18 protein-coding genes and 3 pseudogenes are annotated in these 26,732 nt (G+C 73.0%); 9 read left to right on the forward strand and 12 right to left on the reverse strand.

Features of this window, described 5'->3' with window-relative positions; translation table 11 throughout:
• Position 1: 1 nt before the first annotated feature.
• From ACLGIH_RS08770 to eccB, 7 genes are all read right to left on the reverse strand, one after another.
• Positions 2–304 carry a WXG100 family type VII secretion target gene (locus tag ACLGIH_RS08770; RefSeq protein ID WP_416524667.1) on the reverse strand — a complete coding sequence of 101 codons (303 nt, stop codon included), beginning with the start codon at positions 302–304 and terminating at the stop codon, positions 2–4.
• A 49-nt stretch (positions 305–353) separates the two neighbouring features.
• Positions 354–695: a WXG100 family type VII secretion target gene (locus ACLGIH_RS08775; RefSeq protein WP_416524668.1), complete on the reverse strand. Its 342-nt coding sequence runs from the start codon at positions 693–695 to the stop codon at positions 354–356.
• A gap of 85 nt (positions 696–780) precedes the next feature.
• Complete coding sequence (locus ACLGIH_RS08780; protein WP_416529321.1) at positions 781–2,058, reverse strand: S8 family serine peptidase; 1,278 nt, start codon at positions 2,056–2,058, stop codon at positions 781–783.
• A 28-nt stretch (positions 2,059–2,086) separates the two neighbouring features.
• The gene (locus ACLGIH_RS08785; RefSeq protein ID WP_416524669.1) at positions 2,087–3,805 is read right to left on the reverse strand and encodes a WXG100 family type VII secretion target; all 1,719 of its coding nucleotides are present in this window, start codon (positions 3,803–3,805) and stop codon (positions 2,087–2,089) included.
• A gap of 32 nt (positions 3,806–3,837) precedes the next feature.
• Positions 3,838–4,272, reverse strand: coding sequence for a hypothetical protein (locus tag ACLGIH_RS08790; protein WP_416524670.1), 435 nt, complete (start codon positions 4,270–4,272; stop codon positions 3,838–3,840).
• 230 nt (positions 4,273–4,502) lie between these two features.
• The gene (mycP, locus tag ACLGIH_RS08795; RefSeq protein ID WP_416524671.1) at positions 4,503–5,765 is read right to left on the reverse strand and encodes a type VII secretion-associated serine protease mycosin; all 1,263 of its coding nucleotides are present in this window, start codon (positions 5,763–5,765) and stop codon (positions 4,503–4,505) included.
• A gap of 13 nt (positions 5,766–5,778) precedes the next feature.
• Positions 5,779–7,314: a type VII secretion protein EccB gene (eccB, locus tag ACLGIH_RS08800; protein WP_416524672.1), complete on the reverse strand. Its 1,536-nt coding sequence runs from the start codon at positions 7,312–7,314 to the stop codon at positions 5,779–5,781.
• A 256-nt stretch (positions 7,315–7,570) separates the two neighbouring features.
• On the opposite strand from eccB, the gene eccE reads away from it, so the two are divergent.
• The 3 genes and pseudogenes from eccE to ACLGIH_RS08815 form a co-directional block, all read left to right on the forward strand.
• Positions 7,571–8,887: a type VII secretion protein EccE gene (eccE, locus tag ACLGIH_RS08805; RefSeq protein ID WP_416524673.1), complete on the forward strand. Its 1,317-nt coding sequence runs from the start codon at positions 7,571–7,573 to the stop codon at positions 8,885–8,887.
• Positions 8,884–9,717 carry a hypothetical protein gene (locus tag ACLGIH_RS08810; protein ID WP_416524674.1) on the forward strand — a complete coding sequence of 278 codons (834 nt, stop codon included), beginning with the start codon at positions 8,884–8,886 and terminating at the stop codon, positions 9,715–9,717. Before eccE ends, ACLGIH_RS08810 begins: the two co-directional genes overlap by 4 nt.
• A 501-nt stretch (positions 9,718–10,218) precedes the next feature.
• Positions 10,219–10,347: pseudogene (locus ACLGIH_RS08815) on the forward strand (SCO5717 family growth-regulating ATPase); the annotation flags it as partial.
• 795 nt (positions 10,348–11,142) lie between these two features.
• On the opposite strand, the pseudogene ACLGIH_RS08820 reads toward ACLGIH_RS08815, so the two are convergent.
• Positions 11,143–11,646 (reverse strand): annotated as a pseudogene (locus ACLGIH_RS08820) (hypothetical protein); the annotation flags it as partial.
• 798 nt (positions 11,647–12,444) lie between these two features.
• Between ACLGIH_RS08820 and ACLGIH_RS08825 the strand changes: the two are divergent.
• From ACLGIH_RS08825 to ACLGIH_RS08850, 6 genes and pseudogenes are all read left to right on the forward strand, one after another.
• Positions 12,445–13,506 (forward strand): annotated as a pseudogene (locus tag ACLGIH_RS08825) (MinD/ParA family ATP-binding protein); the annotation flags it as partial.
• Positions 13,507–13,891: 385 nt separating this feature from the next.
• Positions 13,892–15,742 (forward strand): ABC transporter substrate-binding protein, encoded by a 1,851-nt coding sequence (locus tag ACLGIH_RS08830; protein WP_416524675.1) that lies wholly within the window; start codon positions 13,892–13,894, stop codon positions 15,740–15,742.
• 12 nt (positions 15,743–15,754) lie between these two features.
• On the forward strand, positions 15,755–16,810 hold the full coding sequence (locus ACLGIH_RS08835) for an ABC transporter permease (protein WP_416524676.1): 1,056 nt from the start codon (positions 15,755–15,757) through the stop codon (positions 16,808–16,810).
• The gene (locus ACLGIH_RS08840; protein ID WP_416524677.1) at positions 16,807–17,718 is read left to right on the forward strand and encodes an ABC transporter permease; all 912 of its coding nucleotides are present in this window, start codon (positions 16,807–16,809) and stop codon (positions 17,716–17,718) included. The genes ACLGIH_RS08835 and ACLGIH_RS08840 overlap by 4 nt, the downstream gene beginning before the upstream one ends.
• Complete coding sequence (locus tag ACLGIH_RS08845) at positions 17,715–18,761, forward strand: ABC transporter ATP-binding protein (RefSeq protein ID WP_416524678.1); 1,047 nt, start codon at positions 17,715–17,717, stop codon at positions 18,759–18,761. Before ACLGIH_RS08840 ends, ACLGIH_RS08845 begins: the two co-directional genes overlap by 4 nt.
• Complete coding sequence (locus ACLGIH_RS08850) at positions 18,758–19,867, forward strand: ABC transporter ATP-binding protein (protein ID WP_416524679.1); 1,110 nt, start codon at positions 18,758–18,760, stop codon at positions 19,865–19,867. The genes ACLGIH_RS08845 and ACLGIH_RS08850 overlap by 4 nt, the downstream gene beginning before the upstream one ends.
• On the opposite strand, the gene ACLGIH_RS08855 is transcribed toward ACLGIH_RS08850, so the two are convergent.
• The 4 genes from ACLGIH_RS08855 to rbfA form a co-directional block, all read right to left on the reverse strand.
• Positions 19,827–20,777, reverse strand: a complete 951-nt coding sequence (locus tag ACLGIH_RS08855; protein WP_416524680.1) for a bifunctional riboflavin kinase/FAD synthetase — start codon at positions 20,775–20,777, stop codon at positions 19,827–19,829. The two genes, ACLGIH_RS08850 and ACLGIH_RS08855, sit on opposite strands and share 41 nt — an antisense overlap.
• Before the next feature lie 198 nt (positions 20,778–20,975).
• Positions 20,976–25,064: a hypothetical protein gene (locus ACLGIH_RS08860; RefSeq protein WP_416524681.1), complete on the reverse strand. Its 4,089-nt coding sequence runs from the start codon at positions 25,062–25,064 to the stop codon at positions 20,976–20,978.
• 296 nt (positions 25,065–25,360) lie between these two features.
• Complete coding sequence (gene truB, locus ACLGIH_RS08865; RefSeq protein ID WP_416524682.1) at positions 25,361–26,266, reverse strand: tRNA pseudouridine(55) synthase TruB; 906 nt, start codon at positions 26,264–26,266, stop codon at positions 25,361–25,363.
• Positions 26,263–26,721 carry a 30S ribosome-binding factor RbfA gene (rbfA, locus tag ACLGIH_RS08870; RefSeq protein WP_416524683.1) on the reverse strand — a complete coding sequence of 153 codons (459 nt, stop codon included), beginning with the start codon at positions 26,719–26,721 and terminating at the stop codon, positions 26,263–26,265. Before rbfA ends, truB begins: the two co-directional genes overlap by 4 nt.
• Positions 26,722–26,732: the final 11 nt, after the last annotated feature.

Consider the following 26,732-nt stretch of genomic DNA (forward strand, 5'->3'; position numbering starts at 1 on the left):
CCTACATGAAGTAGCTGGCGCCCTTCAGGTCACCGCCACGGTAGTCACCGCCGGCGAGTCCGACGCGCTGGCTGATGCTGACCAGTGCCTGGTGGATGCCGGAGGCGTGGCGGTCCCATTCCTTCGACTTCTTCGTGAACTCCTCGTACGCCTCGCCGCCCCAGCCCGCGGCCGCGTCGAGCACGGCCTTCTTGAGGGCCTCGAGGTCCTCCTCGAGCTTCTTGGCCTGGTCGCCGAGTTCGGTCGCGAGCGCGTCCATGGTGCCGTAGGTGACGGCGAGCTCATCGTAGTGGACTCCGGACATGTCTTCCTCGATTCCTTGAGGGCCAGCAGGTTGTGGTCGGTGGCTCGCGTCAGTAGCTGTTGAGCGCCGAGGTCTTTCCGCCGAGGTCGTCCACCGAGATCTTGGTGATGTCGGCCTCGATCTGGTCCTCGAGCTTCCGCTTGTCGGTCTTGTTCATCTGGATGCCCTCGAGGAAGTCGTCGAGCATCCGGCCGATGGCGGCCATGTGGCCGTTGATCTCCGTCTGCTTCTTGTCGAAGGCGACGGCGCCCTGACCGGTCCAGTGCTTCTCGATCATGTCGATGGTGCCCTGCAGCCTGGCAAGAGACTGCCTGATCGAGTCATATCGGTCGATGACGTTCGTCTGGAGCTTCTGTACCTGGGCCTCGTAAAGCTTGCGGCCGTCAGCCATGTCGGCGGTCCCTTCGTGAGAGCGGTGGTCTGTCGCTTTCTGTCACCGCGTAGTAGTAGGGGTCGGTCGGTTCCGATGGGTGTCTCTATGCGCCACGCCGTGAGCGGACCACCGCGAAGGCGCCGCCTCCGATCACGAGGACAGCTGCCACGGTGCCCAGGGCCACCCAGAGCGTCGTGCTGTCGGAGGCGTCTGCTCCAAGGCCCGTTGCGGAGGTCTGGTCGCCGGACGTGTCGTTCGACGGCTTGGGGTCCGGTGACGTGGAGGCGCTCACCGGCTCGCCGGATTCGTCCACGACGCCCGCGGCGTTCTCCCTGGCGAGAGGGTCGGTGTTCGGCGGGCCGGGCTTGAAGTCGCTGTTCTCCAGGACCTTGCGGGGGCGGATCAGGCCGTAGCCGAGGTAGGTACTCGGGTCGTCCTTCGCCCAGTCACGGCCGGCGGTGTCGATGAGGCTGCCGAGCACCTGGTTGGCGGTCCAGTCGGGGTGGGCGGACCAGATGAGGGCGGCGGAGGCGGAGGTAAGGGCGGTGGCGCCACTGGTTCCGCCGTCGCCGTCACAGTACGAGCGGAAGGTCTCGTCGCACCAGACGGGCATGTCAATTCCCGGAGCCGCAAGGTCGACGTAGTTGCCGTGCTCTGAGAACTTCGCGACCTTTCCGGACTCGTCCGTGGCAGCTACACCGACGACATAGGGGTAGGCAGCGGGGTAGCCGATGGGGCTGTCTTTTTCCGCGTCGTTGCCCACGGCAGCGAACATCAATTTGCCCTTGGAATGCGCGTACTTGACGGCCTCTAGCTCCTCCTGGTCCTCGGCATCGACACCGAAGGACATGTTGATGATCTTCACGTCAGTGTCGGCGATAGCTCGAATCACACTCGCGACGTCAGGGGCGTTTTTCACCTTTGTGCGGTGGTCTGGTCCCGTCAGCGCGATCCGGTACGGGACGATTTTCACTCCGGGAGCCAGCCCCTTCAGCCCGCTACCCGAGCCAGTTCCGGCGATTAGTTCGGCCATCGTCGTCCCGTGCCCCTGATAGTCCTCAGTCGCCTTGTAGGCCACTGCTTCGGAGGCTTCGTCGGCAATCACTTGCCCCCTGAGCGAAGGGGTGTCGGCGTTGACTCCAGTATCAACGACCGCAACCTTGACCCCCTTACCAGTGCTCACCTTCCACATCTCGTCGGCCTTCATCGCAGACAGGTACCACTGCTGTGACTGGGTGTCGGCAGCCGCCGCACCCGGCGCAAGGCCCACCGATGCCAATCCAATGGCAACGAGCGCCGAACAGACAGATGAAATCCGTCCACCGGTGCGTCTCAGGACAGGCGTGTCCCACCTACCGCGTCGAGCGATCCCTGACCACATTCCTCTGTTCACCCTCGCTCTTGTCCGGTCAGTCGCTTGCCGGTGTTCCGTCGCGTTGATCTCCGCGGCGCGAACGCTCCCCATCGGAGGCGTGATCGCTAGCAGGCCTCCGCACCACGCCGGAGGATGATCCGTTGCCTTTCCCCCCTGGTACTCCTCCTCGACGCGTACCGATCACGCTGCCGGAGGATGGCACAGAGGATCCACGAGGCGACTGTCCCGAGGTTGTGGGCGCTGAGGGCCCACCGATCACACCTCGCTGATCGACTCTCCTGCCCTTTCCGCTCTGCTCAGCGGGTGTGCCTTCGCCGCCAATGACCGTGCCACGTGGCACCTTTGAATCCCTGTTCCCAGCAGCAGATCCAGTTACCGGTCTGCCTCCGACCACACCGCTGGCGGCGCCTCCGGAGCTACCACGCGCGGGCGGCGTGGCCCCCATGGGGCCCATCGGACCACGCAGGGCAGCACTGGATCGGCCGGCTGCCGGTCCTGCGGGATTCGGCACCCCACCGACGATGCCTCGTCCCACGGGACCAGTCACACGGCCTCCTGCTTGCCCCGGAGTGGCGGCGCGGCCCACTGGCCCCAGAGATCCCGGTCCCGTTCCACGACTCCCAACCGGGCCTGGCGCGGTGGTGCGAGATCCCTGAGCGATAGGCCCAGCTCCACTACGGGCTGCGGGACCGTGGCCTGTCGCGCCCGTGGCTCGTCCCTGCGCCGATGGCGGAATTCTGTTGACGGGGACACCGTTGGGTCCTGCTGCGCGCCCGGTTAGCCCACGAGCGGTAGGCGGTACCGCGGGGGGAGCCGGCGGCACGGGTCCTATTGCCGCAGTGGGACCAGTCGTCGAGGGGGGCGCAACGCTGATCGGCTTAACAGCCTCCTGGTTCGGCAAGGTTCCGACGGTGTTGATCTCTGTGCCCACAGGCGGCCTCGAAGACGCTTCGGGCTCCGGCTTTGCCTTGAGGAGCGACTGTGGGTCCTCCGTGCGCGACCGCGCGGACTCAGTGACCACAGGCTCTTGGTAGGTGGCGCGGACGTCACCGAGAGCCGCGAGCGGCCCTGCGCCCGGCCCCGGCGGGGCATGGTTGTACGAGTTCCCCGACGGCTTTGGTACCCCCACATCCGGCATCTTTGGAAAGACCGGCTCCTCGGCCTTCTTCATCTGGCCCGCCGACACCGTGTAGAACGACGCCAGACGGTACATCTGGTTGATGGCCTCCTGGCGGTTCTTCTCCGCCTTCACCGCCGCCGTGTACTCGTCGTTACTTTCGGTCCGCTTGGCCTCGGGGATGTCCTCCACCGTCTTGCGCTCGCTGCGCGTGTCGCGCGGGGGCATGGACTTGCGGACCGAGGCGAGGCCCGAGCCGGCGGCCATGACCTGGGTGCCGATGATGTCGGCGTAGTCGCCGATGCCTTCCGCCGTCTTGACGAGGCTCTTGGCCCAGTTGTCGAAGGCGGTATGGGCCTCGCCCTCCCAGTCGACGCTGGGCAGGTTGTCCTTGAGTTCCTGGGCGGCCTTCCCGATGGCTTCGCGGGCGTCGATCATGGCCTTGCCCGCGGACTCCAGCAGTTCCGGGTTGGCCGACTCGACGATGTCGACCATGTCGTTGAGGTCGTAGCCCTCGAAGTTGGTGCGGGCGAAGTGGATGCCCCGCGCGGAGCCGAACGGGCTGACGATCCTGGTCATCTGCATGACCGCGTCGAGCGTGCCGTTCTGCGCTTGGGCATCCAGTCGCTCGTCCATATACAGATCCGGCTTGTTATTGTCGCCGCTCATCAGTACCCCGCGTCAGTCTGGTCGGCCCGGTTGTCCCGCTTGTTGTGCTGCTCCAGCATCTCTTCACGGGCCTGGTTGACCATCGTCCGGATCTGGTGGAACCGGTACCGCTGCTCTTCCTCGAGGTTGTCGAAGGTGACGTCCACGCCGTGGACGGCGATCCGCATGGCCTCGAGCTGGAGCCCCAGCGACTTGGAGAGCGCCGTGATCCGTTCGTGGACGCGCTCGTACTCCCGGTGCAGCATCGTGCCCTCCGGGAACGCGCCACTGCCGAAGGCGGTTTCCGGCAGGCTGTGGGTCCCGACCTTGGACGGGCCACCCGCCGACTCCTCGAAGGTGGTGAGCAGGTCGTCGATGCGCTTCTTGAACTTCGACAGCGCCATCACGCCGCGGCGCACGTCCGCGGCGCCTCCGCCCCCGTCTGCAGGAAGCATGCTGCTGTCCCTCCCCGTTTCCCCGTGCTGCGGCCGGTCTGCCTGCGCAAGTCGCCAGGCGGATCACGTCGCTCCTGCGATCATGACCACCACAGCACCACTTTAGTGACTGACACCGACAGCCCCAACTGCCCTGTGCAACAGCACTGCTGCCGATCGGCACGCATGGCCCGCATCTTCACGCCGTCGGCACGTATCCCAGGCGCTCCCGGCGTATCGAGCGATTGTTGTCACATTGCAGAGTGGCCACTGCGAACGTCCGCCGCACGGCCCCTCCTGCGCGCGTCCCGGACCGCCACCGCGGCGCCGCCGAGGCCCGCCACCAGGACCGCCGCGCCGACGGCCACGTAGGTGGCGAGGCGTGCGTTGCGTTCGTCCGCCGTTTCGCCGAGCGGGAGTTCGGCCGCGGCGGGTGCCTCGGCCCTGGCCAGGCCTTCCTGGGGCCGTGGCGACTCGATCGGCCGGCCGTCCTCCGTCAGAGCGCGGACCGGGTCCACCACGCCCCAGCCGACCAGGCGGTCGCGGCCGGCGATGGTGCGTTCCGCGGTCTGCTCGATCTGGGCGACGATCTGGCGCTGGGTCCAGTCGCGGTGCTTCGCCTTGATGAGCGCCGCGACGCCCGCGACGTACGGCGCGGAGAAGCTCGTACCGTTGTCGGAGCAGTGTCCTCCCCGGGGAACGGTCGAGATGATGTCGACGCCCGGTGCCGCCACGTCGACGAAGTCGCCGGACTGGGAGAAGGAGGCGCGCTCGTTGTTGCGGTCGGAGGCGGCGACGGCGAGGACGCCCTTGTAGGAGGCGGGGTACGTCTTCTTCACGTTGCCGCCGAGTCCGTCGTTGCCCGCCGATGCGACGACGACGATCTCCTGGGCGAGGGCCTCGTCGACGGCCGCTTTCAGGTCCGGGTCCGGTGTGGCGGCGTCCGCCGTGTCCTGGGAGATGTTGATGACGTCCGCGTCCGCCCGGACGGCGTAGCGGATCGCGGCGGCGAGGGTCCCGGTGTCGCCGTTGCCCTCCGCGTCGTTCTGCTGGATCGGGATGATGGTCGCCTCGGGTGCCAGGCCCACGAAGCCGGTCTTGTCGTCCGGCCGGGCGGCGATGATGCCGGCGACCTTGGTGCCGTGGCCCACGGTGTCGGTGGTGCCGTTCTCGCTGCCCCGCTCGATCGGGTCGCCGTTCTCGTCCTTCAGGCCCTTGGGCAGGAAGTTGCGGCCGCTCTTGACGTCCACCGCACCCTTCAGCTGCGGGTTCTTCACGTCGACGCCGGTGTCGATGACGGCGACCCGTACTCCCTTGCCCTTGGACTGGCTCCACAGCTCGTCGAGCTGGACCCGCTGGAGGGCCCAGGGGCGTCCCGGGTAGCGGTCGTTGGGGTATTCGCACTGGTCGGAGAAGGAGTCGTCCGCGGCGGCCGGGGGTGCGAGGGTCAGGGGAGCCGTGAGCAGGGCGACGGCGAGGGCCGCCGGGCGGATGAGGAGGTTCCTGCGTCGCATGGGGTGCCTCCCGCTACGAGCCCTGCGGCTGGCGTGCGGCAGCCGTGGACAGACGGGGCCCGGTGGGGAGGAACGCGGACCAGGCGGCGGGGATCGGCGCGGGGTCCACGTCGGCGTAGCCGAGGCGCGTCTGGGCCTGCTGGGCCTCCTGCTCCAGCTCCTTGCGCTCCTTCTGCGACATGCCGATCCCGGCGTCGTCGGTGGCGCTGTCCGCGTTGGACTGCAGGACGTAGCGCAGGCCGGTGTCGGTGACCAGGAAGACCGGGCCCGCCTTGGTCTGCGTGCCCTTGAACTGGCGGTAGAGCTGGCCGGAGCCGGGGGTGACGTACGCGCTGGAGGACCCGGCGGGGAGATCGGCCGGGAAGTCGGTGCCCGCCCAGGTGCTGAGGGTGGTGGTGCCCTTGCCGCCGACGCCGCGCAGGACGTTGCAGACCGTGTTGCGGCTGCCCTTGGCGGCCGAGGCCTCGTTGACCGCCCGGGGGGTGCCGGCCTGCCAGTCGTACTCGGTGCCGAAGGGCTTGCCCGGGACGATCGCGCCGGGGCTCGTCTCCAGCGCCTGGCCGGCCTGGCCGACCTGGGCCAGGTCCTTGCTGAACAGCAGCAGCTGGGCGACGAAGGCGGAGACCGGTGCGACCCGGTCGGGCAGTACGACGTAGTACTGCTCCTTGTTGTTGTCGAACGCCTTGAGCACGGTGCCGACCTTGTCGGCCGACTCGTCGAGCTGGCCGGGGGCGTTCGCGGGCGCGCCGGGCGTGCCCTCGATCTCCGGGAAGGTGACGGGGTCGCCCTGGTGGAGGGTCGCGAGCCACTCGCGGGACACCCGCTGGGGCTCGCGACCGGAGCCGACGACGGTGCGCAGCAGCAGTTCCAGGTCGGAGCCGGTGTCCAGTTCGTCGATCCGGTACGCCGTGCCGCCCGCGTCGACGACGTAGCGCTTACCGGCGGGGTCGGCGACGTAGAGCAGTTCGCCGCCGGTCAGCTTCTGTTTGCCGTCGGTCAGTTTCCGCTCGCGGTCGGCGAGGACCAGCGCGGCCTTCTGGACGGACCGGCCGCCGGCGCTCGGGCGTTCGCAGACGACCCACCGCTTGGCGGAGCCCGCCTCCTTCGCGGAGGGCAGGCGGTCGGGCGCGTAGGGGATGCCGATGGTGACGCCGTGCGGGATCTTGCCGCTGTCGAGGACCGACTCGCTGACGGTGACGACGTCCCCCTTGTTGGGGGCGAGGAGGAGCTTGGCCGACGCCATGTTGAGCACCGGATGGAGCTGGACCTCGTCGCCGGTCTTCAGGACGACGTACCGGGTGGTCGACTTGCTGGCGATGATCACCTTCTCGTTCGGGGTGTCCCAGCCCTTGGGCGCGGTGGGCTTGAACATGCCCCAGGCCCCGAAGACCGCCATGATGATCACGCCGATGACCAGGCCGGGCACGACGCCGCGCAGGGGGCGCGGGGCCCCTTCCTCCGAGCCCTGTGGGAACGACTGGACGAAGGCAGCGAGCAAGCGGCGCTTCGCGAAGGTGTAGGCGTTGAGCTGATCCCGCCGAGATGCCATTGGTGCGTGTCTCTCCCCGTGTCCCGCCGTGTCCCGCCGTGTCCGCCTGGGTCCGCCTGGGTCCGCCTGGGTTCGCCTGGGTTCGCCCGGGCGACGCCGAGGGTCGCCGTTCCCCGCCCGCCGATGTCAGACGCGGCCCCTACTATGCCTGGTGTGAGGAGCGGCTGGAGGAGCGGGTAGGGTGCCTGGGCCCTGTGCGGCCTGGTGTCTGTGCTGGAATTCCAGCGAGGTGTGAGCAAATTGGGGGGATGGAGTGATGGCTTCCGGAACGCGGACCTCGCGCCGTGACCGGACCCGGGCGCGCGGCTCCGCCGAGCCCGGTTCGCGTGCGACGCGACAGCCGTCCGCGCGGGGCGGCCTCCATCTCAAGGTGCGTGCGGGCCGGCCGGGGTCGTTCCGGCTGCAACGGATCGTCCTGCCGGAGCTCGCGGCCGCCGTCCTCCTCGTCGGCTGGGCGGTCGGCACCGTGGCGCTGGCGGTGGCCGGCGTCGTCGCCGTCGTGCTGGTCCTGCTGGCCTTCGTACGCCGCCGGGGCCGCTCCCTGCCCGAGTGGGTCGCCACGGCACGCGCCCTGCGCGCCCGGCAGAAGCACGCCGCGGAGCTGATGATCCCGCCCGGCACCGAACCGGGACTCGCCCCGGCCGTGGAGTGCGATCCGAGCCTGCGCACCTATGCGTACGGCGGCCGGGAGCGGCGGCCCGTCGGAATCGTCGGAGACGGGACCTTCGTCACCGCCGTGGTGCAGGTGGAGGCCGACGCCACCGCCCTGCGTGCCGAGCGGAGCCGGCGACCGCTGCCGCTGTCCCTGGTGCGGGACGCCCTCGAAGTGGACGGAATCCGCCTGGAGTCGGCGCAGGTCGTGCTGCACACGCAGCCCGCGCCCGCACTGCATCTGCCGCGTCAGTCGGTCGCCGTCAGCAATTACGCGCCGCTGCAGGAGCAGACCGGCGCTCCCGCGGTACGCATCACGTGGATCGCGCTGAAGCTCGTACCGGAGCTGTGCCCGGAGGCCGTGGCGGCCCGCGGCGGTGGCCTCGTCGGCGCGCAGAAGTGCGTCGTGCGCGTCGCCGACCACCTGGTCAGCCGGCTCACCGGCGCCGGGTTCCGGGCCACGGTGCTCGACGAGGAGGAGCTGACCTCGGCCATCGCCACATCGGCCTGCGCCAACCCGCTGGTGACGGCCGGGGCCGGACGGGCGGAGCGGCAGGAGCGGCGCACCGAGGAGTCCGGCCGGAGCTGGCGCTGCGACAACCGCAGGCACACGGCGTACTGGATCCGCAGATGGCCCCCACTGGGCGGCGACCGCGGAACCTCACTGCCCCAGTTCGTCGCGCTGATCACGGCGATACCCGCGCTCGCCACCACCGTCAGTCTCACCCTCGCGCGCGGGGACGGGCCGGAGCTGGCGCTGCGCGGTCATCTGCGGGTCACCGGGCGCAGCGCCGAGGAACTGACCGCGGCGCGGCGTGCGCTGGAGGGCGCCGCCCGTGCGGCGGGCGCGGCGCTGACCCGGCTCGACCGGGAGCAACTGCCCGGCGTGCTCGCCACTTTGCCCCTCGGAGGTGTTCGATGACGGCCATGACGACGCGGAACGCCGACGGGCCGGGCGCGGCAGCCGCGCCGGGGGCTTCGCCCGCGCCGGGGGGCGCACAGCCGGACGGCGCCGGGGAACCGCAGTCGGCCGGCCGGCGGGCCCACGGCCTGCTGCGCACCGGCTTCGGCCTGATCGGCCCGCGCCACGGACGGCACACGCTCTCCGCGGACGAGCTGGACACGCTGACGCTGCCCATCGGGGACGACGGCGTCGTCATCGGCGTGGACGCCGAGGGGCAGCCCGCCGTGCTGGGGCTCAACCGGCCCACGCCGTACGAGGTCGTGCTCATCGGCGGTCTGTGGACGGCCCAGGTGTTCGCGCTGCGGGCCGCGGCGACCGGCGCGCGGGTGGCCGTGGAGACCGGGCGGGCGCACGCCTGGTCGCAGATGGTGCACGCGATGGGCGGCGGACAGAACGGGCTCGCAGTCTACGACGTGGGACGGGTCCCGCCGTTGGGCGCCTCCGCCGGCACCCCGGTGCTGGTCGTGCGGGACTGCGGTATGCGGCCGCCGCGTGGCCGGGTGGTCTCCGGGCCGTGGCGGTCGGTGCTGACGCTGCTGCCGTATCTCAGTCCGGTGGCCCCTCGGTTGGTGCGGCAGGCGCGACTCGTGGGCGTACAGCGGATATCGCCGGACGAGGCCGCGGAGCTGGGCCGGACGATGGCGCTGCCCAGAGGTGACGTGGACTCGCTGCCGACCCTCGCCGACGGCGTCACCCTCTGGTGCGCCGACCGCGACCGGCAGTATGTGATGACGCAGCCGACCGATGCGGAGATCGGGCTGCTGGGTACGCCGCGACGGATGGACTGACACCGCGGCCGGCCGGCCTCGGTCGAGCAGGGAGCCCGGCGGATTGCGCCTTGTTCGGGGGACTTGGACTTTTGGACTTGGGGAGGGCCGCTGTTCTCTGTCCAGCCTGCGTCCGGTCTCTGTAGTCTTCGTCCGGTCCTCGTCCGGTCCTCGTCCGGTCCTCGTCCGGTCCGTTGTCCGGCCCTTTGTCCGGCCCTTTGTCCGGTCTTTGCCCGCCACCGAGCGTCGGGAGTGGCGTCGCTGTGCGGATTGTGACGCAGCGGACGTGCAGCGAGCGGTGGACGGGCCTGCCGGGGTGCCGGTGATGGTGATTAGGCTGGGAACGGGCGCGACGCCTGAACCCGTGGACCGGGCGCCGGCGTCCCAGGGGGAGTCGGTGGGCCGGTCGACCGTGAAGCGGACGGCCTCGCAGCGACCTCGAACGGCCTCGAACAACTTCGGATGACGAGAAACGGTCGCCCCGGCACGGCTTGAGGGTGCTCGACCACACCAGGAGGAACTGTGAGCAGCGATCGGGACGGGATCCGCGGGGGCTGGGCGACACCCGGTGATGACCAACCCGACGCGGAGTCGGCCGTCGAGGCGACCGGCGAGTTCACCATCGACTACGCGCCGCCCGCCTGGTACACGCAGAACGCGGGTGGCGGTACAGGGCAGGGTGGCGGGTCTCCCGAGGTGCCCGGGCTCCCTGCCGACAGTGGGTTCGAGCCGCAGTTCACGCCTCCGCCGGCCGCGCCGGCCACTCCGCCCGTCACGCCGCCTCCTCCCCCCGTCGCGCCGAGCCCGTCGGTGGACGGGTTCCCGCTGCAGAGGCCGGCTGCCGCTGCCGGCGAGGAGGCGCAGAGGCCCGCGGAGGGCGCGGTCCCGGACGACGCGGGCGCGACCGCGTCGTCCGTGGGCGGCACGGCCGCGCAGGAGGCCACCGAGGAGCGGGGAGCCGACAACGGCGACCTGGAGAGCGGTGCCACCATGCGCTTCTCCGCCGTTGCGCTGAAGCGGGAGATCGCAGAGCGCGCCGCGGCCGAAGCCCAGGCCGAAGCAGCGGCCGGTGGCGCCGGCGAGCAGGACACGGCGGCGGCGCCGGGTGCTGACGCCGACGGCGACCGCGACGCCGATACCGACACCGACGGCAGCCGGCTGGGTGGCAGCGCCCCTGGTGCGGACCCGGACGTGGACGCGTCCGACGGTGCGGGCGCGGGTGTCGCGCGTGAGGACGATGAGGACGGGTCGCCCGTCGCGGCGCCCCTCGCCGAGGCCGGACCCGGTGACGACGTGGCCGCTGCGGCCTCTGCCGACGGGGTCGCGGCGGACGAGGGGAACGCCGAGTCGGCGCAGGACGGTTCCACAGAGGACGCCTCTGGGGAGGCCGGTTCCGCGCAGGACGGTTCCGCGCAGGACGGTTCCGTGCAGGCCGGTTCCGCGCAGGACGGTTCCGCGCAGGACGGTTCCGCGCAGGACGGCGCGCCGCAGGACGGTTCCGCGGAGGCCGGGAACAGCCCCGCGGAGGCCGAGCCTGCCGTGTCTCCGTCGGGTGAGGGCGCCGACGGCGTCGCCGAGCGCCGGGCCACCGAGGCCGACGACGCGTCCGCCGGTGCCTCCCCCGTGGCCGATGCCCCGCAGGACGCCGCCCCGCAGAACGCCACCCCGCAGGACGCCGCCCCGCAGTCGCCCGCGCCCCAGGACGCCGCCACCGCCGGTGCCCCGGCGGATGCGCCGCCCGCCTGGGCTCCCTCGTCGGCGCCGCAGGCCGCGGTGCCGCCGCTGCCGCCGTCGTATCAGCCCGCCGCTCCCGCACCGGCGGACCAGTGGCCCGCGCAGCCGCAGCCGTCGGCCGCCCCGCAGCAGCCGCCGGTGCCTCCGCAGCAACCGCAGCAACCGCAGCCGCCCTTCCAGCCGCAGGCGCCGCAGCCCGCGCCCGCCGCGTGGCATCCGTCGGCTCCTCCGCCGCAGAACCCGGCGTCCGCGCCGCCCGCGCCGCAGCACGGCTACGGCTTCCCGCCGCCCAACGCCGCGCCCCCGGCGGCTCCACAGCCCCAGGCGCAGCAGCCCCAAGCGCAGCAGCCCCCGGCTGCCCAGCCCCCGGCACCTCAGCCTCCCGCGCAGCACCCTGGTGCCGATCCCGCCTCCGCACCCAACCCGGCCCACGGATACGGCTTCCCGCAGCCGGGCGTACCGACGCCGGGCACCCCCGACGCCCAGGGCGGTTACGGCTTCCCCCAGCCGCCCGCCCCCCAGCCCGGTGCGCAGACGCCGCCGCACGCACCCCAGGGCCCCGGCCAGCAACCCCTGCCTCCGCAGGCGCCGCAGGGCCAGCACGGCCCCCAGGCACCACAGGCACCACAGCCGCCGCAGGGCCAGCAGCCCCCGCAGGCGCCCTACCCTCAGCCGCACCAGGCGGTTCCGCCCGTCGACCCCCGTACCGGCGCCGCCTGGCCCCAGCCCATGCAGCACGACCAGCGGCAGCCGACCAACCCGGGGGCCGCGCCGCTCGGTTACACCGCGGCCGTCGAGCTGTCCTCCGACCGGCTGATCAACAGGAAGCAGAAGGCGAAGAGCAGCCGCCCGGCGGCCGGCGGCGGCCGGTTCAAGCTGGGCGGGAAGAAGGAAGAGGCCGAGCGGCAGCGGAAGTTGGAGCTGATCCGCACGCCGGTGCTGTCCTGCTACCGCATCGCCGTCATCAGCCTCAAGGGCGGCGTCGGCAAGACCACGACCACCACCGCCCTCGGTTCCACGCTCGCCACCGAGCGGCAGGACAAGATCCTCGCGATCGACGCCAACCCGGACGCCGGTACCCTCGGACGCCGCGTGCGGCGCGAGACCGGCGCCACCATCCGCGACCTCGTCCAGGCGATCCCGTACCTCAACTCGTACATGGACATCCGGCGCTTCACTTCACAGGCGCCGTCCGGGCTGGAGATCATCGCCAACGACGTCGACCCGGCCGTGTCCACGACGTTCAACGACGAGGACTACCGGCGGGCGATCGACGTACTGGGCCAGCAGTACCCGATCATCCTGACCGACTCGGGCACCGGTCTGCTCTACAGCGCCATGCGCGGCGTGCTCGACCTCGCCGACCAGCTCATCATCATCTCGACGCCGTCCGTGGACGGTGCGAGCAGTGCCAGTACGACGCTGGACTGGCTGTCCGCACACGGGTACGCCGATCTCGTCGCCCGGTCCCTCACCGTGATCTCCGGTGTCCGCGAGACCGGGAAAATGATCAAGGTCGAGGACATCGTCGCCCACTTCCAGACCCGGTGCCGGGGTGTCGTCGTCGTGCCGTTCGACGAGCACCTGGCCGCCGGTGCGGAGGTCGACCTCGACATGATGCGGCCGAAGGTGCGAGAGGCGTACTTCAACCTCGCGGCCCTGGTCGCCGAGGACTTCACGCGCCACCAGCAGATGCACGGCCTGTGGACGTCCGACGGCAACCCGCCGCCGGTCGCCGCCCCGCCGATGCCGGGCCAGCCGATCCCCGGCCAGCCCATGCCGGGACAGGGCATGCCGGGACAGGGCATGCCGCCTCAGCAGCCCGGCCAACCCGGGCAGCCGGGCCAGCCGGCGCCCTACGGCCAACCGCCCCAGCAGGCCCCGCACCCCGGCCGGCCCTACCCCCAGCCCGGTCAACCGCCGTACCCGCAGCAGGGACAGCACGGGCAGCCGCCACAGCCCGGCCACGGCTACGGCTACGGCTACCCGCAACAGCCGGGCCAGCCCGGGCAACCCGGTCAGCAGGGCCAGCCCGGCCAGCCCGGCAGCCAGACCCCGCCGCCCCCTCAGCCGTAAGCCACCCTCAGCGGTACACCGCCCTCAGACGTATACCGCTCCACCCGTCGTACACCGCTCCATCCGCAGCCCCGTCCGCCCCGTAACGAGGCCCGCGCCCCCGGCGCGGGCCTCGCCGCGTTCTGCGGCCGACGGCCACCGCCACGCCCTTGCCAGCACCGCGTCACCGGTCTCGACCAATGAGCACAGATCGCTCGCCAGTTCGGCATTTCCGCAGGCCACAAGGGGTGCACACACCGTTGACGGCCTCAGACGCCGCTGGTACACCTGTCCCACCCCACCCCACCCCACCCCACCCACTGATCAGCCCGTCCTACCTGCCCCACTCATCCCACTCGTTCTACTCCGTCCCACTCGTCCGAGCGATGACGCGAGGTCAGCGACCATGGACACACCCGATCAGTACGGCAGGCCCCCCTTCCCCGTCCGGTTCCTCGCCCTGGCTGCCGGCGCGGCGGCGCTCACGCTCACCGCCGCGCTCGCGTCCCCGCTCAACCCGGCGCCGCAGCAGGCCCGTGCGGCCGACGACGGCAAGAAGGTGCTCACGGTCGCGGTGGCCCAGAGCGTCGACTCGCTGTCGCCGTTCCTGGCGGTCCGCCTGGTCAGCACCAGCATGCACCGGCTGATGTACGAGTACCTGACCAACTACGACCCCGAGGACAACCACGTCATCCCGGGCCTGGCCACCGGGTGGAAGTCGTCGCCCGACAAGCTGACCTGGACGTACACCATCCGTACGGACTCGAAGTGGTCGGACGGCAGACAGGCCACGGCCGAGGACGCGGCGTGGACGTTCAACAAGATGATGACCGACGACGGCGCCGCCACCGCCAACGGCAGCTTCGTCGGCAACTTCCGCGAGGTCACCGCGCCGAGCCCCACCGAGCTGGTCATCGAGCTGAAGAAGCCGCAGGCCACGATGACCGCGCTGGACGTGCCGATCGTGCCCCGGCACGTCTGGGAGAAGGTCGACGACTTCGCGAAGTTCAACAACGACAAGCGGTTCCCGGTCGTGGGCAACGGGCCGTTCGTGCTGACCGACTACAAGCCCGACAGCCATGTGCGGCTGAAGGCGAACAAGGACTTCTGGCGCGGCGCACCGAAGTTCGACGAGCTGGTCTTCAAGTACTACAAGGACGGCGACGCGGCCGTCGCGGCGTTGCAGAAGGGCGAGGTGTCCTTCGTGTCGGGGCTGACGCCCGCCCAGGCGAAGGCGCTCGGGCGGCAGGAGGACGTCCGGGTCAACGACGCGCCCGGCCGCCGCTTCTACGCCCTCGCCACCAACCCCGGGGCGCGCGCGAAGGACGGGAAGAGGTTCGGCGACGGCCACCCCTCGCTGCTGGACCAGCGGGTCCGGCACGCCCTGTTCCGGGCGGTCGACCGGAAGACCATCGTCGACACGGTGTTCCAGGGCCACGCCGTCGAGGGCGAGGGCTACCTCCCGCCCCGCTTCTCGCAGTACTTCTGGCGGCCGTCGGCGGACCAGGAGCTGTCCTACGACCCGAAGGAGGCGGCCCGGCTGCTCGACGAGGCCGGCTACCGCACCGACGGGGACGGCAGACGGCTCGGCAAGGACGGCAAGCCCATCACCTACCGCGTCCTGTGCCACGCCACCGACCCGAACGACAAGGCGATCGGGCAGTACCTCAAGGAGTGGTGGGGCGACCTCGGCATCGGCGTGACCCTCAACTGCCTGGACAACGTGACCGACCCATGGCTCGCCGGGGAGTACGACCTCGCCTTCGACGGCTGGTCCGTCAACCCCGACCCCGACTTCGTCCTGTCCATCCACACGTGCGCGGCGCTCCCGGCCACCCCGGAGGAGACGGGCGCGACCGACAACTTCATCTGCGACAGGTCGTACGACGAGCTGTACGCGCAGCAGCTCGCCGAGTACGACCCGGACCGGCGGGCGGACCTCGTCAAGCGGCTCCAGTCGCGGCTGTACGACCTCGGATACATGAACGTCATGGCGTACCCGAACGCGGTCGAGGCCTACCGCACGGACCAGGTCGAGTCGCTCACGACCATGCCGGCGAAAGCGGGCAACATCTACGGCCAGGACGGCTACTGGAGCTGGTGGTCGGCGGTGCCGGCCGCCGACTCCGGTGAGCCGTCCGGGAGTTCGCCGCCCGTCGGCGTCGTGGCCGGGATCGTCGCGGGTGCCGTCGTCCTCGCGGGGCTCGGGGTGTTCGTGGCGCTGCGCCGCCGGGCCACCGCCGACGACCGCGAATAGGCGCGGGTCCGGATGACCACCGACGCCACGCCCGTACTCACCGACGAGCACCGGAACGGGGCGGGTGCCGCCCGGCGGTCCCGGGGCAGCCGCGGCGGATATCCCCGGTACCTGGCGGGCAAGGTGGCCGGTGCCGCCGTGTCGCTGCTCGCCGTCCTCGTCACCAGCTTCTTCCTCTTCCGGCTGATCCCCGGCGACCCGGTGAAGTACATGACCGGCGGCCGTCAGGTGTCGGCCGGGCAGCTCGCCGCGTACCGGCGGGAGTTCGGGCTGGACCTGCCGCTGTGGCAGCAGTTCACCGACTACTGCGGGAAGGCGCTCACCGGCGATCTGGGGACGTCGTACCAGTTCCGCGCCCCGGTCATCGACAAGATCGCCGAGGCGCTGCCCAACACGCTGCTGCTCACCGGCACCGCCTTCGTGCTGTACACCGCGCTCGGGATCTTCCTCGGCACGCGTGCGGCGTGGCGGCACGGGCGGCCGGGCGACCGGCTGCACACCGGCCTGGCGCTGACGCTGTACTCCGTCCCGTCGTTCTGGCTGGGGCTGCTGCTGATCATCACGCTGTCGGTGGGCGCCGGCCCGCTGCCCGGGCTGTTCCCCACCGGTGGCATGGAGTCGGGCGGCGAGGAGGGTTTCGGGTACGTCGTGGATGTCGCCCACCACCTGGTGCTGCCGGTGCTGACACTGGTGGCCGTGGAGTACGGGCAGACGATGCTGGTCACCCGGTCCGCGCTGCTGGACGAGATGGGCAGCGACTATCTGACGACCGCACGGGCCAAGGGGCTGCGCGACGACCTGGTGCGACGGCGGCACGCGGTGCCCAACGCGATGCTGCCGACGGTGACGCTGATCTTCGTCAACCTCGGCCGGACCGTGGCCGGCGTGATCCTGGTGGAGACCGTCTTCTCCTGGCCGGGCCTGGGCGGGCTGTTCTACCAGGCGCTGAGCGTGCCCGATCTGCCGCTGGTCCAGGGGCTGTTCTTCGTGTTCGCCGCCGCGGTGATCCTTATGAACACGCTCGCCGACCTGATCTATCCGCTGCTCGATCCCCGGGTGGGCCGATGACCACGACCGATACGGCGGTGAGCCCCCGGGCGCTGGCCCGGCGGCGGCGCCGCGCCTCAGCCGCCCGCTTCTGGCGGCAGTACCGCACCCACCGGACCGGCGTGTTCGGGCTGGCGGTGCTGACGCTGTTCGCGCTGGCGGCGCTGGGCGCCCCGCTGCTCGCCGGCTCCGACGCGAGCGGCGTCGCCGACGCACCGGGCCGCCCGCTGCAGGCCCCGAGCGCCGAATTCCCGCTCGGCACCGACCGGTTCGGGCGGAGCCTGCTCGGTCTGCTGGTGTGGGGAGCGCGCGTGTCCCTGCTGGTGGGGCTGCTCGCCGCCGTGCTGTCGGTGGCGATCGGCACGCTGATCGGGATCACGGCCGGGCACTTCCGGGGCTGGTACGCGACGGTGATGATGCGGATCACCGACTGGTTCCTGGTGATGCCGACGCTGGTCCTGGCGATCGCGCTGGCCACCGTGATGTCCCGGTCGCTCACCACGATCGTCGTGGCGATCGGCGTGGCCACCTGGCCGACGACGGCCCGGCTGGTGCGCGCGCAGACGCTGGCGGTGGAGACCCGGCCGTACATCGAACGCGCCAGGGCGCTGGGCGGCGGGCACTGGCACCTGATGAGCCGGCACGTCCTGCCGAACGTCATGCCGCTGGTGCTGGCCCAGACGACCCTGGTGATCTCGGCGGCCATCCTCGCCGAGTCGACGCTCGCCTTCCTCGGCCTCGGCGACCCGACGGTCGTGTCGTGGGGCGGGCTGCTCCAGGACGCCCGGGAGGCGGGCGCGGTCAGCGCCGGGCACTGGTGGTATCTGGTGCCGCCCGGCGTCGCGATCGCCGTGGTCGCGCTGGCGTTCACGCTGTGCGGGCGGGCCGTGGAGTCCGTCCTCGACCCCAGGCTGGGGGTGGCCCGTTGAGCCTGCTCGACGTCCGGAACCTGACGGTGACGTACCCCGGCGGGGCCGCCGCCGTGCGCGGCGTGGACCTGCGGCTGGACGCCGGCCGGAAGCTGGGCCTGGCCGGGGAGTCCGGGTGCGGCAAGTCCACGCTGGCGCTGGCCCTGCTGCGGCTGCTGCCGGCCGGCACCCGGATCGGCGGCGAGGTGCTGATCGACGGCGAGGACGTGCTGACGATGCGGTGGGGCCGGGTACGGGCGGTGCGCTGGGCCGGGGCCTCGATCGTCTTCCAGGGCGCGATGCACTCCCTCAACCCGGTGCACCGCGTCGGCGACCAGATCGCCGAGCCGGTCCTGCTGCACCGCGGGGCAACCCCGGCGGCGGCCCGGCGGCGCGCCGGTGAGCTGCTGGAACACGTCGGGCTGCCCGCCGAGCGGGCGGGCGCCCATCCGCACGAACTCTCCGGCGGGCAGCGGCAGCGGGTCATGATCGCCATGGCGCTGGCCTGCGACCCGCGGCTGGTCATCGCCGACGAGCCGACCACCGCGCTGGATGTGATGATCCAGGCCCAGATCCTGCGGCTGATCGGGCGGCTCGTCGCCGAGCAGGATCTCGGGCTCATCATGATCAGCCACGATCTGGCGGTGCTCGCCGACACCTGCGACCGGCTGGCGGTGATGTACGCGGGCCGGCTGGTCGAGGAGGGGCCTGCCGGGCAGGTGTACGAGGACGCCCGCCATCCCTACGCCCAGGCGCTGTCGGCGGCGTTCCCCCGCATCGGCGACCCGGCCTCCCGGTTCGCCCCGCGCGGCCTGGCCGGTGACCCGCCCGATCCGTCGGCGGTGCCGTCCGGGTGCCCGTTCCATCCGCGCTGCCCGGCGGCACTTGAGTCGTGCGCCATCGAAGACCAGCCGCTGCGGGAGTGGGAGCAGGGGCGGCGGGCGGCATGCGTGCACGTGGCGGCGGACGGCCCGGCCGGGTCCGGTACGGCCACGGCTCCCGAAGGCCAGGCACCTCCTCCGCACCCCGAGCCCCTGGAGAAAGCGAGGCGCAGCACCTCATGACCACGCCCCCCACCGTCCCGGACTCCGCCCTGCTGCGCGCCGAGGGCCTCCACGTCGCCTTCCCCGGCCGGTCCGGGGCGCCCCGGGCGCGCGCGGTGGACGGCGTCGACCTCGGCATCGGCCCCGGCGAGATCGTCGCGCTGGTCGGCGAGTCCGGCTGCGGCAAGACGACGCTGGCCCGCTGTCTGCTGGGACTGGTGAAGCCGACCGCGGGGCGCGTCACCTTCGGCGGCCGGCCGCTGGGCTACTCGGGCCGGGCCCTGAAGGCGTACCGGCGGCGCGTCCAGCTGGTGCTTCAGGACCCGAGCGGCTCGCTCAACCCGCGGCACACGGTGTACGACGCGGTGGCCGAGGGACTGCGCATCCACCGGTGCGGCGGCGACGAGCGGGCGGCGGTCGCCGGGGCGCTGTCCCGGGCGGGGCTACGGCCTGCGGAGCGCTTCTTCCTGCGGTACCCGCACGAGCTGTCCGGCGGGCAGCGGCAGCGCGTGGTGATCGCGGGAGCGCTGGTGCTGCGGCCCGAGCTGCTCGTCGCCGACGAGCCGGTGGCCTCCCTGGACGCCTCCGTGCGCGGCGAGATCCTGGCCCTGCTGCTGCGGCTGCGCGCCGAGTTGGGCCTGTCCGCGCTGGTGGTGACGCACGACCTGGGGCTGGCCTGGAACATCGCCGACCGGGTGGCGGTGATGTATCTGGGCAGGATCGTGGAGACGGGCGGGGTGGAGCAGGTCCTGACGGCGCCGCGGCACCCGTACACGCGGGCCCTGCTGTCGGTCCTGCCGGAGGCGCCGGGCGAGCCGGTGGTGCTCTCGGGCGAGCCGCCGGACCCTGCCCGCATCCCCACCGGCTGCCGTTTCCACGCCCGCTGCCAGGTGCTGGCGGCCGGGGAGGCGGAACGGGCCGGTGTGGCGGACGCGTGCCGGAACCGGGACCCGGGGATCCCGCGCGGCGACGGCACGGCGCAGGTGGCGTGCCACTGGGCGCGGCCCCAGGAGGACCCGGCCCTCGCGCCCGCACGCCCGCCGCGGACGCCGGCGACCGGCCCGGCGCCCGGGGGGAACCCGGGGCCTACGCCTCCGCCCCGGCCACCAGCTCCCGGCAGCGCTTGACGTCGTCGGCCATCTGCTCCATCAGCGCGTCCAGCGTCTCGAACCTGGCCTGGCCGCGGACGTAGGCCAGGAAGTCCACGGCGACGTGCAGCCCGTACAGGTCGAGGCCCACGCGGTCGATGGCGTACGCCTCCACCGTCCGCTCGGTGCCCTCGAACTGCGGGTTGGTGCCGACGGAGATCGCGGCCGGCATCGCCTCGCCCTGGGTGTGCAGCCAGCCGGCGTAGACGCCGTCGGCCGGGATCGCGGTGTGCGGCAGCGTCTCGACGTTGGCCGTCGGGAAGCCGAGCTCGCGGCCGCGCTGGGCGCCGCGCACGACGACGCCCTCGACGCGGTGCGGACGCCCGAGGATCTCGGCGGCGCCCGCGACGTCGCCCTCGCCGACCAGGCGCCGGGTCAGGGTCGAGGAGAAGGGCTGGCCGCCGCCCGCCTCGCCGGTGACGTACAGGTCGACGACGTCGACCTCGAAGTCGTAGATCTTGCCCTGGTCGGTGAGGAACCCCACGTTGCCCGCCGCCTTGTGGCCGAAGCGGAAGTTGGGGCCCTCGACGACCGCCTTGGCGTGCAGCTTGTCCACCAGGACCTTGACGACGAAGTCGGCCGGGGACAGCTTCGAGAACTCCGCGGTGAAGGGGAGGATGAGGACGGCGTCCACGCCCAGGTCCGCCATCAGTTCGGCGCGGCGGTGGTGCGGGGCGAGCAACGGCGGGTGGCTGCCGGGGCGGACGACCTCGCTGGGGTGCGGGTCGAAGGTGACGACGACGGCCGGTACGTCCAGCTCGCGGGCGCGGTCCACGGCGTGCTTGATGATCAGCTGGTGACCGCGGTGGACACCGTCGTAGGAACCGATGGTGACGACGCTGCGCCCCCAGTCCTCGGGGATGTCCTCCAAGCCACGCCAGCGCTGCACTGTGTCTGCTCCTTGTCGCAAGCTCGTCTGAGCCGAAGCCGAAGCCGAACCGAAGTCAGGGCGAAGTCGACGTCGAACCCGTGTCCGTGGTTTTCCCGGTTGCCTCTTACGCAGGTCTAAGGGTGCCATGCCGGGCGCCTGGCGCCCGCATCGGCATGGGGCCTGTGATCCGGCGCACGCCGCGCCGGTCGGGCGCGGTCACGCGGGCACCCGGACGCCCGCCAGGTTCTCGATCGTCCGGCGTGCGCTGGGGCCCACCAGCGCGGCCCACTCCTGCGGAGCGTCGGTGAGCCAGCCGGTCACCCGGACCGCGAAGCCGGGGGTGTGGCGGGAGAGGTCGACCAGGCCGCGGTCGAAGCGGACGGCGCCGGACGGCGTGCGGACCAGCAGGACGCCCAGGCGGTGGACGAGGCCGCGCAGGTCGTCACCGGTGCACCGGGGGGCCGCGTGCAGCAGGGCGTCGAGGACGGCGGGGTCCTGCTCGTGGGCGAGGAGGAACTCGCGCAGCTCGCGGCGGAGGGCGGCGCACGGGGCGGTGCCGGGGGCGGCGAGCACACCGGCGAGTGCGGCCCGGACCGGTTCGGGTCCGTCCGTCAGCAGGCCGGTGACCAGCGGAAGGAGCACGGAGCGGGCGGCCGGGCCGTGGGCGGTCAGGCGCCGGTCGGTGTACGCGGCCACGTGTCCGGCGGTCTCGGGCCGCTCGGCCACGGCGTCCGCGATGAGCGCGGCGACCCGGCGGGCGAGCCCGGGCGGGGTGGCGTCGGCGAGCCTGCGCAGCGCCTCCCCGGCGTCCGGGCCGCGCAGCCGGGCCCGGAAGGCGTCGAGGACGGGGCCGGGGTGGGCCGGCAGGGCGGTGGCCGCCGCGCTCGGCGGGAAGTACGGGTCGCCCGCCGCGAAGTGGCCGAGGGCCCGGCCGAGGTGCTGGTCACGGCTGACCGGGTCCCGGACGAGCAGGGCGAGGGCGGCGCCGTGCAGGGTGCTGTCGGCGGGGCGGGCGAGCAGGGCGTGGGCGGCGTGGCGCAGCAGTGAGCGGTCGGCGTCCGTGCGCACGTGCTCGGCGGCGCGCAGACCGTACGTCATCGCCGCCGCGTGCCGCGCCGGCCGCGGGTCGTGCGCCCACCGGTCGACGGCGCGGCAGACGGCGGCCGGTTCGTCCTCGGCCAGGGCGGTGAGCAGTTCGTCGGCCCGCCGGTGCGTGCTGTCGGCGAGCGCCTCGGTGAGGTCGTCCGGGGCGCGGTGGCGGTGGGTGTGCAGCAGGGCCTGCGCGGCCGTCGCCACGGTCGCGTGCGGGGCGGCGGGCAGTGGCCGTTCGTCGTCGAACCAGCTCACCAGCAGCGGCTGTACGGTCCTGGGGGCGGCGGCGAGCAGCGCGGCGACGGTGTCGAGGTGGCGGGGGCCGGGCTCGTCCGGCGGGCCGTCGGCGAGTACCAGGCGGCGCAGCAGTGCGAGCCGCGTGGCCTGCGGCAGGGCCAGGTCCGCCCAGAACCCGGCCCCGAACTCGCCGGGCACCGGGCACCCTTCCTCCCGGCGGGCCACGAGCGCGTCGGCGAGCAGCCGCAGTACGGACGCGTACGGCGTCGCGTCCGGTACCCGGGTCAGCACCTCGGCGACGAGGCGGGCCGCCCACCAGGAGTACGGCTCGTCGTCCAGGGTGAGCACCAGTTCCTCCAGGCGGAGGGCGAGTTGCTCGGTGCCGTGCTGGCGGGCGAGGAGCAGCAGGGCCTCGACGACGGGGCCGATGCGGTGGTGCGGTACGGGGAGGGGGTGGGCCGGGTGGGTGCGGCGGCGGTGGACGAGGGCGCGCAGGGCGGCGTCGAGGTCGAGGTGGGTGCCCTGGATCCAGTCGGCGAGTTCCTCGTGCGCGAAGCGGTAGCCGGGGCCGGCGGGTACGAGGAGGCCTTCGGCGAGGACGGCGGACGCCCAGCCGGTGCCGCCGCCGAGCCGGGCCGGGGCCTGGCCCCACGGGAACAGCGCCTCGAACGTCTCGCGGTCCAGCTCGCCCTGCCCGGGGCCGAGGCTGCGCCGGGCGGCCTCGTGGACCTGCCCGGACACCCTGGCGGCGAGCCGCCGTACGGCGGTGCCGCGCAGGCCGTTCTGCGTGGCCAGCCGGACCGCGACGCGCAGGCACATGAGGTCCAGGTAGGCCGCGAGGACGGCGTCCCGGTCGACCCGGGCCAGGGGCGCGGGCGCGGCGAAGGCGGCGCGCACCTCCGAGAGCAGCCGGAGGGTGAGCGGGTGCCGGGCGTCGGCGCCCGCAAGGAGTCCCTCCGGGATCCGGTACCGCTCCCGCGCCCGCCGGGCCTCGTCCTCGTCCAGGTCCCCGATCCGGACACAGGGCGGCAGCGAGCCGGCGCCCGGCCGGGACTCCGACGGGGCAGCCGGCCGGGCAACGGCCTGGCCGCACGACACCCGACCGTCGGCCGTCCCGGTCGACGGACCGCAGCCGCACACGCCGTCCGCGGACGGGCCGGGGCCGGGCGCACCGTGCGACGACGACCCGGCGCCGGGCGCGTCGTCCCGGTGCGAGCCGTCCCCGGGCACCCGGTCCCCGGACGAGCCGACGCCAGGCGCACCAGAACGCGAGCAGGCACCCCCGTGAACACCGTTCGGCGACGAGCCGCAGCCACCTCCGGGCGCACCACCCCCCGACGAGCCACCCCCGTGAACACCGTCCGGCAACGAGCCGCAGCCACCTCCGGGCGCGCCACCCCCCGACGAGCCAGCCCCGTGAACACCGTCCGGCAACGATCCGCGGCCGCCTCCGGGCGCCCCGTCCCCCGACGACCCGACGCCGCCCGACGCACCACCCCCCGGCCGGCCACCCCCGTGCACACCGTCCGGCGACGAGCCACCGCCGGCCCGCAAGGAGCCATCGCCGGACGCACCGCCCTCCGACGGGCCACCACCGGGCACGCCACCCCTCGAGGAGCCGCCCCCGGGGCCTCCCTGCGCCGCGGCCCTCTCCCCCACGCCCCCCGCGTGCAACAGTTCCCCGGGAAATCCGGTGCCCGCCCGCTCCCAGTACTCCGGGCGGCACGCGACGACCAGGCGGGTGCCCGTGTCCCGCAGCCAGGTCGCCGTGCCGCGGGTCCACTCGGCGAGGCGGTGGGCGAGCAGCGGCGGCATCTCCTCGGGGCCGTCCAGGAGGAGCAGCAGAGGCCGGCCGGTGTCGCGGGCGACACGGGCCAGGCGGTCCGGGGTGATGTCCCCCGGACCGGCGGGACCGGGCGGCCCGGAGGCGGCGGCCACGATGCGTGCGGCCCGGGCCAGCGCCCTGGCCGCGGCGTCCGCCACCGACGCGTCGTCGTCCCGCAGGTCGGCGCCGCGCAACCAGAGCGTGGGCGCCGGGCGGGTGCGCCGGGCCCGGCGGACGGCCAGGGCCGCCAGCTCCGTCGTACGGCCGCTGCCGGGCGGGCCGACGAGACCGAGGACGGATGCCGGGCCGGCGTCGAAGGCGGCGAACTCCCTGAGCAGCGCGATGCGTTCGACCGGTTCCGGGCCGAGGCCGAGGCCGAGGCCGCCCGCCGACGCGCCCGGCGGCCCGTCCTGACCGATCGACGTGGCGGTGAGCTCCAGGATGCCGGCCGGATTGAGGTCGGCGCCGTACGCCGGGACCGTCGCCGCGTTCTCGGCGAGCAGGTCGGCGAGCGGACCGCCGGCCGGGGCACGCAGCGGCACCGCGAAGCCGACGTCGCGGTCGCCGGTGGCGAGGGCGGTGCCGAGGACGCCGAGCACGGCGCCGGTGCCGGCGTCGAGCACCGGTCCTCCGGCCGCTCCACCGCCCAGCCGCAGGGCGTCGCGGCCGGCGGTGCCGACCGCCAGTTCCAGGGCGTCGGCGATGCGGTGCCGGCGGTCCGTGGCGGTGTAGGTCACGTCGGCGGTGCCGAGGACGCGGGCCTCGCGCCAGCAGCCGGCGGCGATGCGCACGTAGTCCCCGGCCTCGATCCGGTCCCGGGCGGCGACGGGCAGCGGGGCGACGCCGAGGCCCTCGGTGCGCACGAGGGCCAGACCGAGGGCGGGCAGCGGGACCACCGCGCCGGCGTCCACCGTGCGGCGCCGGTCGCCGGCGTGCAGCACCAGCCGGGGCAGGCCGTCGACCGCCTCGTGGCTGGTGATCACCGTGCCGTGGTGGTCGGCGGCGAAACCCGTGCCGCGCGGGCGGCCGGCCAGGTCGTGCACCTGGACCAGCGCGTTGTCGGGTGGCCGCCGGTCCGTCGGCGCCCCCGCTGCCGCCGCCGCTGATTCCGCGTCGCCGCGGGTCCTATGGGTCCGGTTCCGCGACGTCATCGTCGAACCTCCCCGCCGTGCAGCCGTGCCTTGTCTCCGACGGTAGGCGGGCGATGATCAGCGGGACAGATCGCCTGCGGAACGCGCCCCCCTGCACTCCCCCGGTTCACTCCGAGCGCCTGCCCGGACGGGTGAACAGAAGGGGGCCGTTGGATACACCCTAGAAGCGGGGGAACCGAGGGGGGACCGTGGAGCGGCGGCAGTGAAGTCCCCGTGACCGCCGCTCCACGGGCAGGACTCCGACGGCGCCGGCGTGGCGGGCAGGGCCGACGGCGCGGGTGCGGGCGCGGGCGTCCTCAGCCGAAGACGGCCAGGCTCTTGGCCTTGCCCCGGTGTTCCTCCACGAGGGCGAGGAAGCGGCCCTCGCGGTCGAAGACGGCCACGGTACCGACGCCCGCGTGCTCCTCGGGCATCTCCAGCCGCACTCCGTTGCCGAGCAGCCGGGCCCGCCTGCTGTCGACGTCCCAGCGGGGGAACGCCGCGGCGGCGGCCTCCGCGATGGGCATGACGGCCAGCTCCTTCTGGTGCTCCTCCAGCGTCCTGGCCGCGTCCAGCTTGTACGGCCCCACGCGGGTGCGGCGCAGCGCGGTGAGATGCCCGCCGACGCCGAGGTCGGCGCCGAGGTCGCGGGCCAGGGCGCGGATGTAGGTACCGGAGGAGCAGACCACCGACACCACCAGGTCCAGCACCGGCGTACCGTCCTCGGCGACGGCGTCCCGGATGTCGTGGACCGCGAAGGCCGAGACGGTGACCGGGCGGGCCGGGATGTCGAAGTCCTCGCCGTCGCGGGCCCGCTTGTAGGAGCGGACGCCCTTGATCTTGATGGCGCTGACCTTGGACGGCACCTGCATGATGTCGCCGGTCAGCTTGGCGACGGCGGCGTCGATGGCGTCGCGGCTGACCTGGGAGGCGTCCGTCGACGCCGTGATCTCGCCCTCGGCGTCGTCGGTCAGGGTCGTCTGCCCGAGCCGGACGGTGCCCAGGTATTCCTTCTCGGTGAGGGCCAGGTGGCCGAGGAGCTTGGTCGCCTTCTCCACACCGAGGACGAGGACGCCCGTCGCCATCGGGTCGAGGGTGCCCGCGTGCCCGACGCGCCGCGTGCGGGCGATACCGCGCATCTTGGCGACCACGTCGTGCGAAGTGAAGCCCGACGGCTTGTCGACGATGACAAGCCCGTCGGGCGTGGTGTGCTTGTCGGTCATTCGGTGCTGTCGTCCGTCTCGTCGTCCGTCTCGTCGGCAGGCTTCCGGTACGGGTCGGCCCCGCCGGCGTAGGAGGCGCCCGCGGACGCCTCGCGCACCTTCTCGTCGGACTGGCGTGCCTTGTCGAGGAGATCCTCGATGTTCCGGGCGGTGTCCGGCAGGGCGTCCATGACGAAGGCCAGGGTCGGCGTGAACTTCACGCCCGCGGCCTTGCCGACCTCGGAGCGCAGGATGCCCTTGGCGCTCTCCAGGCCCGCCGCGGCGGCCTGCCGCTCCTCGTCGTCCCCGTACACCGTGTAGAAGACGGTCGCCTCCCGCAGATCACCCGTGACCCGGGTGTCCGTGATGGTGACGTGGGAACCGAGCCGCGGGTCCTTGATCCCGCGCTGCAGCTTCTGGGCCACCACCTCTCGGATGAGGTCCGCCAGCCTCTTAGCCCGCGCGTTGTCGGCCACTGGTCCGTCTC

This window comes from Streptomyces hamibioticus, assembly GCF_047946815.1.
Taxonomy (GTDB): domain Bacteria; phylum Actinomycetota; class Actinomycetes; order Streptomycetales; family Streptomycetaceae; genus Streptomyces.

Excerpts from the sequence above, each read along its gene's own strand:
- ACLGIH_RS08840 (WP_416524677.1), top strand. The coding sequence starts at position 16,807 with ATGACCACGACCGATACGGCGGTGAGCCCCCGGGCGCTGGCCCGGCGG.
- ACLGIH_RS08850 (WP_416524679.1), top strand. The coding sequence starts at position 18,758 with ATGACCACGCCCCCCACCGTCCCGGACTCCGCCCTGCTGCGCGCCGAG.
- eccE (WP_416524673.1), top strand. The coding sequence starts at position 7,571 with ATGGCTTCCGGAACGCGGACCTCGCGCCGTGACCGGACCCGGGCGCGC.
- mycP (WP_416524671.1), bottom strand. The coding sequence starts at position 5,765 with ATGCGACGCAGGAACCTCCTCATCCGCCCGGCGGCCCTCGCCGTCGCC.
- ACLGIH_RS08785 (WP_416524669.1), bottom strand. The coding sequence starts at position 3,805 with ATGGACGAGCGACTGGATGCCCAAGCGCAGAACGGCACGCTCGACGCG.
- eccB (WP_416524672.1), bottom strand. The coding sequence starts at position 7,314 with ATGGCATCTCGGCGGGATCAGCTCAACGCCTACACCTTCGCGAAGCGC.
- ACLGIH_RS08790 (WP_416524670.1), bottom strand. The coding sequence starts at position 4,272 with ATGCTTCCTGCAGACGGGGGCGGAGGCGCCGCGGACGTGCGCCGCGGC.
- ACLGIH_RS08775 (WP_416524668.1), bottom strand. The coding sequence starts at position 695 with ATGGCTGACGGCCGCAAGCTTTACGAGGCCCAGGTACAGAAGCTCCAG.
- ACLGIH_RS08830 (WP_416524675.1), top strand. The coding sequence starts at position 13,892 with ATGGACACACCCGATCAGTACGGCAGGCCCCCCTTCCCCGTCCGGTTC.
- ACLGIH_RS08860 (WP_416524681.1), bottom strand. The coding sequence starts at position 25,064 with ATGACGTCGCGGAACCGGACCCATAGGACCCGCGGCGACGCGGAATCA.
- truB (WP_416524682.1), bottom strand. The coding sequence starts at position 26,266 with ATGACCGACAAGCACACCACGCCCGACGGGCTTGTCATCGTCGACAAG.
- ACLGIH_RS08780 (WP_416529321.1), bottom strand. The coding sequence starts at position 2,058 with ATGTGGTCAGGGATCGCTCGACGCGGTAGGTGGGACACGCCTGTCCTG.
- ACLGIH_RS08835 (WP_416524676.1), top strand. The coding sequence starts at position 15,755 with ATGACCACCGACGCCACGCCCGTACTCACCGACGAGCACCGGAACGGG.
- ACLGIH_RS08770 (WP_416524667.1), bottom strand. The coding sequence starts at position 304 with ATGTCCGGAGTCCACTACGATGAGCTCGCCGTCACCTACGGCACCATG.
- ACLGIH_RS08810 (WP_416524674.1), top strand. The coding sequence starts at position 8,884 with ATGACGGCCATGACGACGCGGAACGCCGACGGGCCGGGCGCGGCAGCC.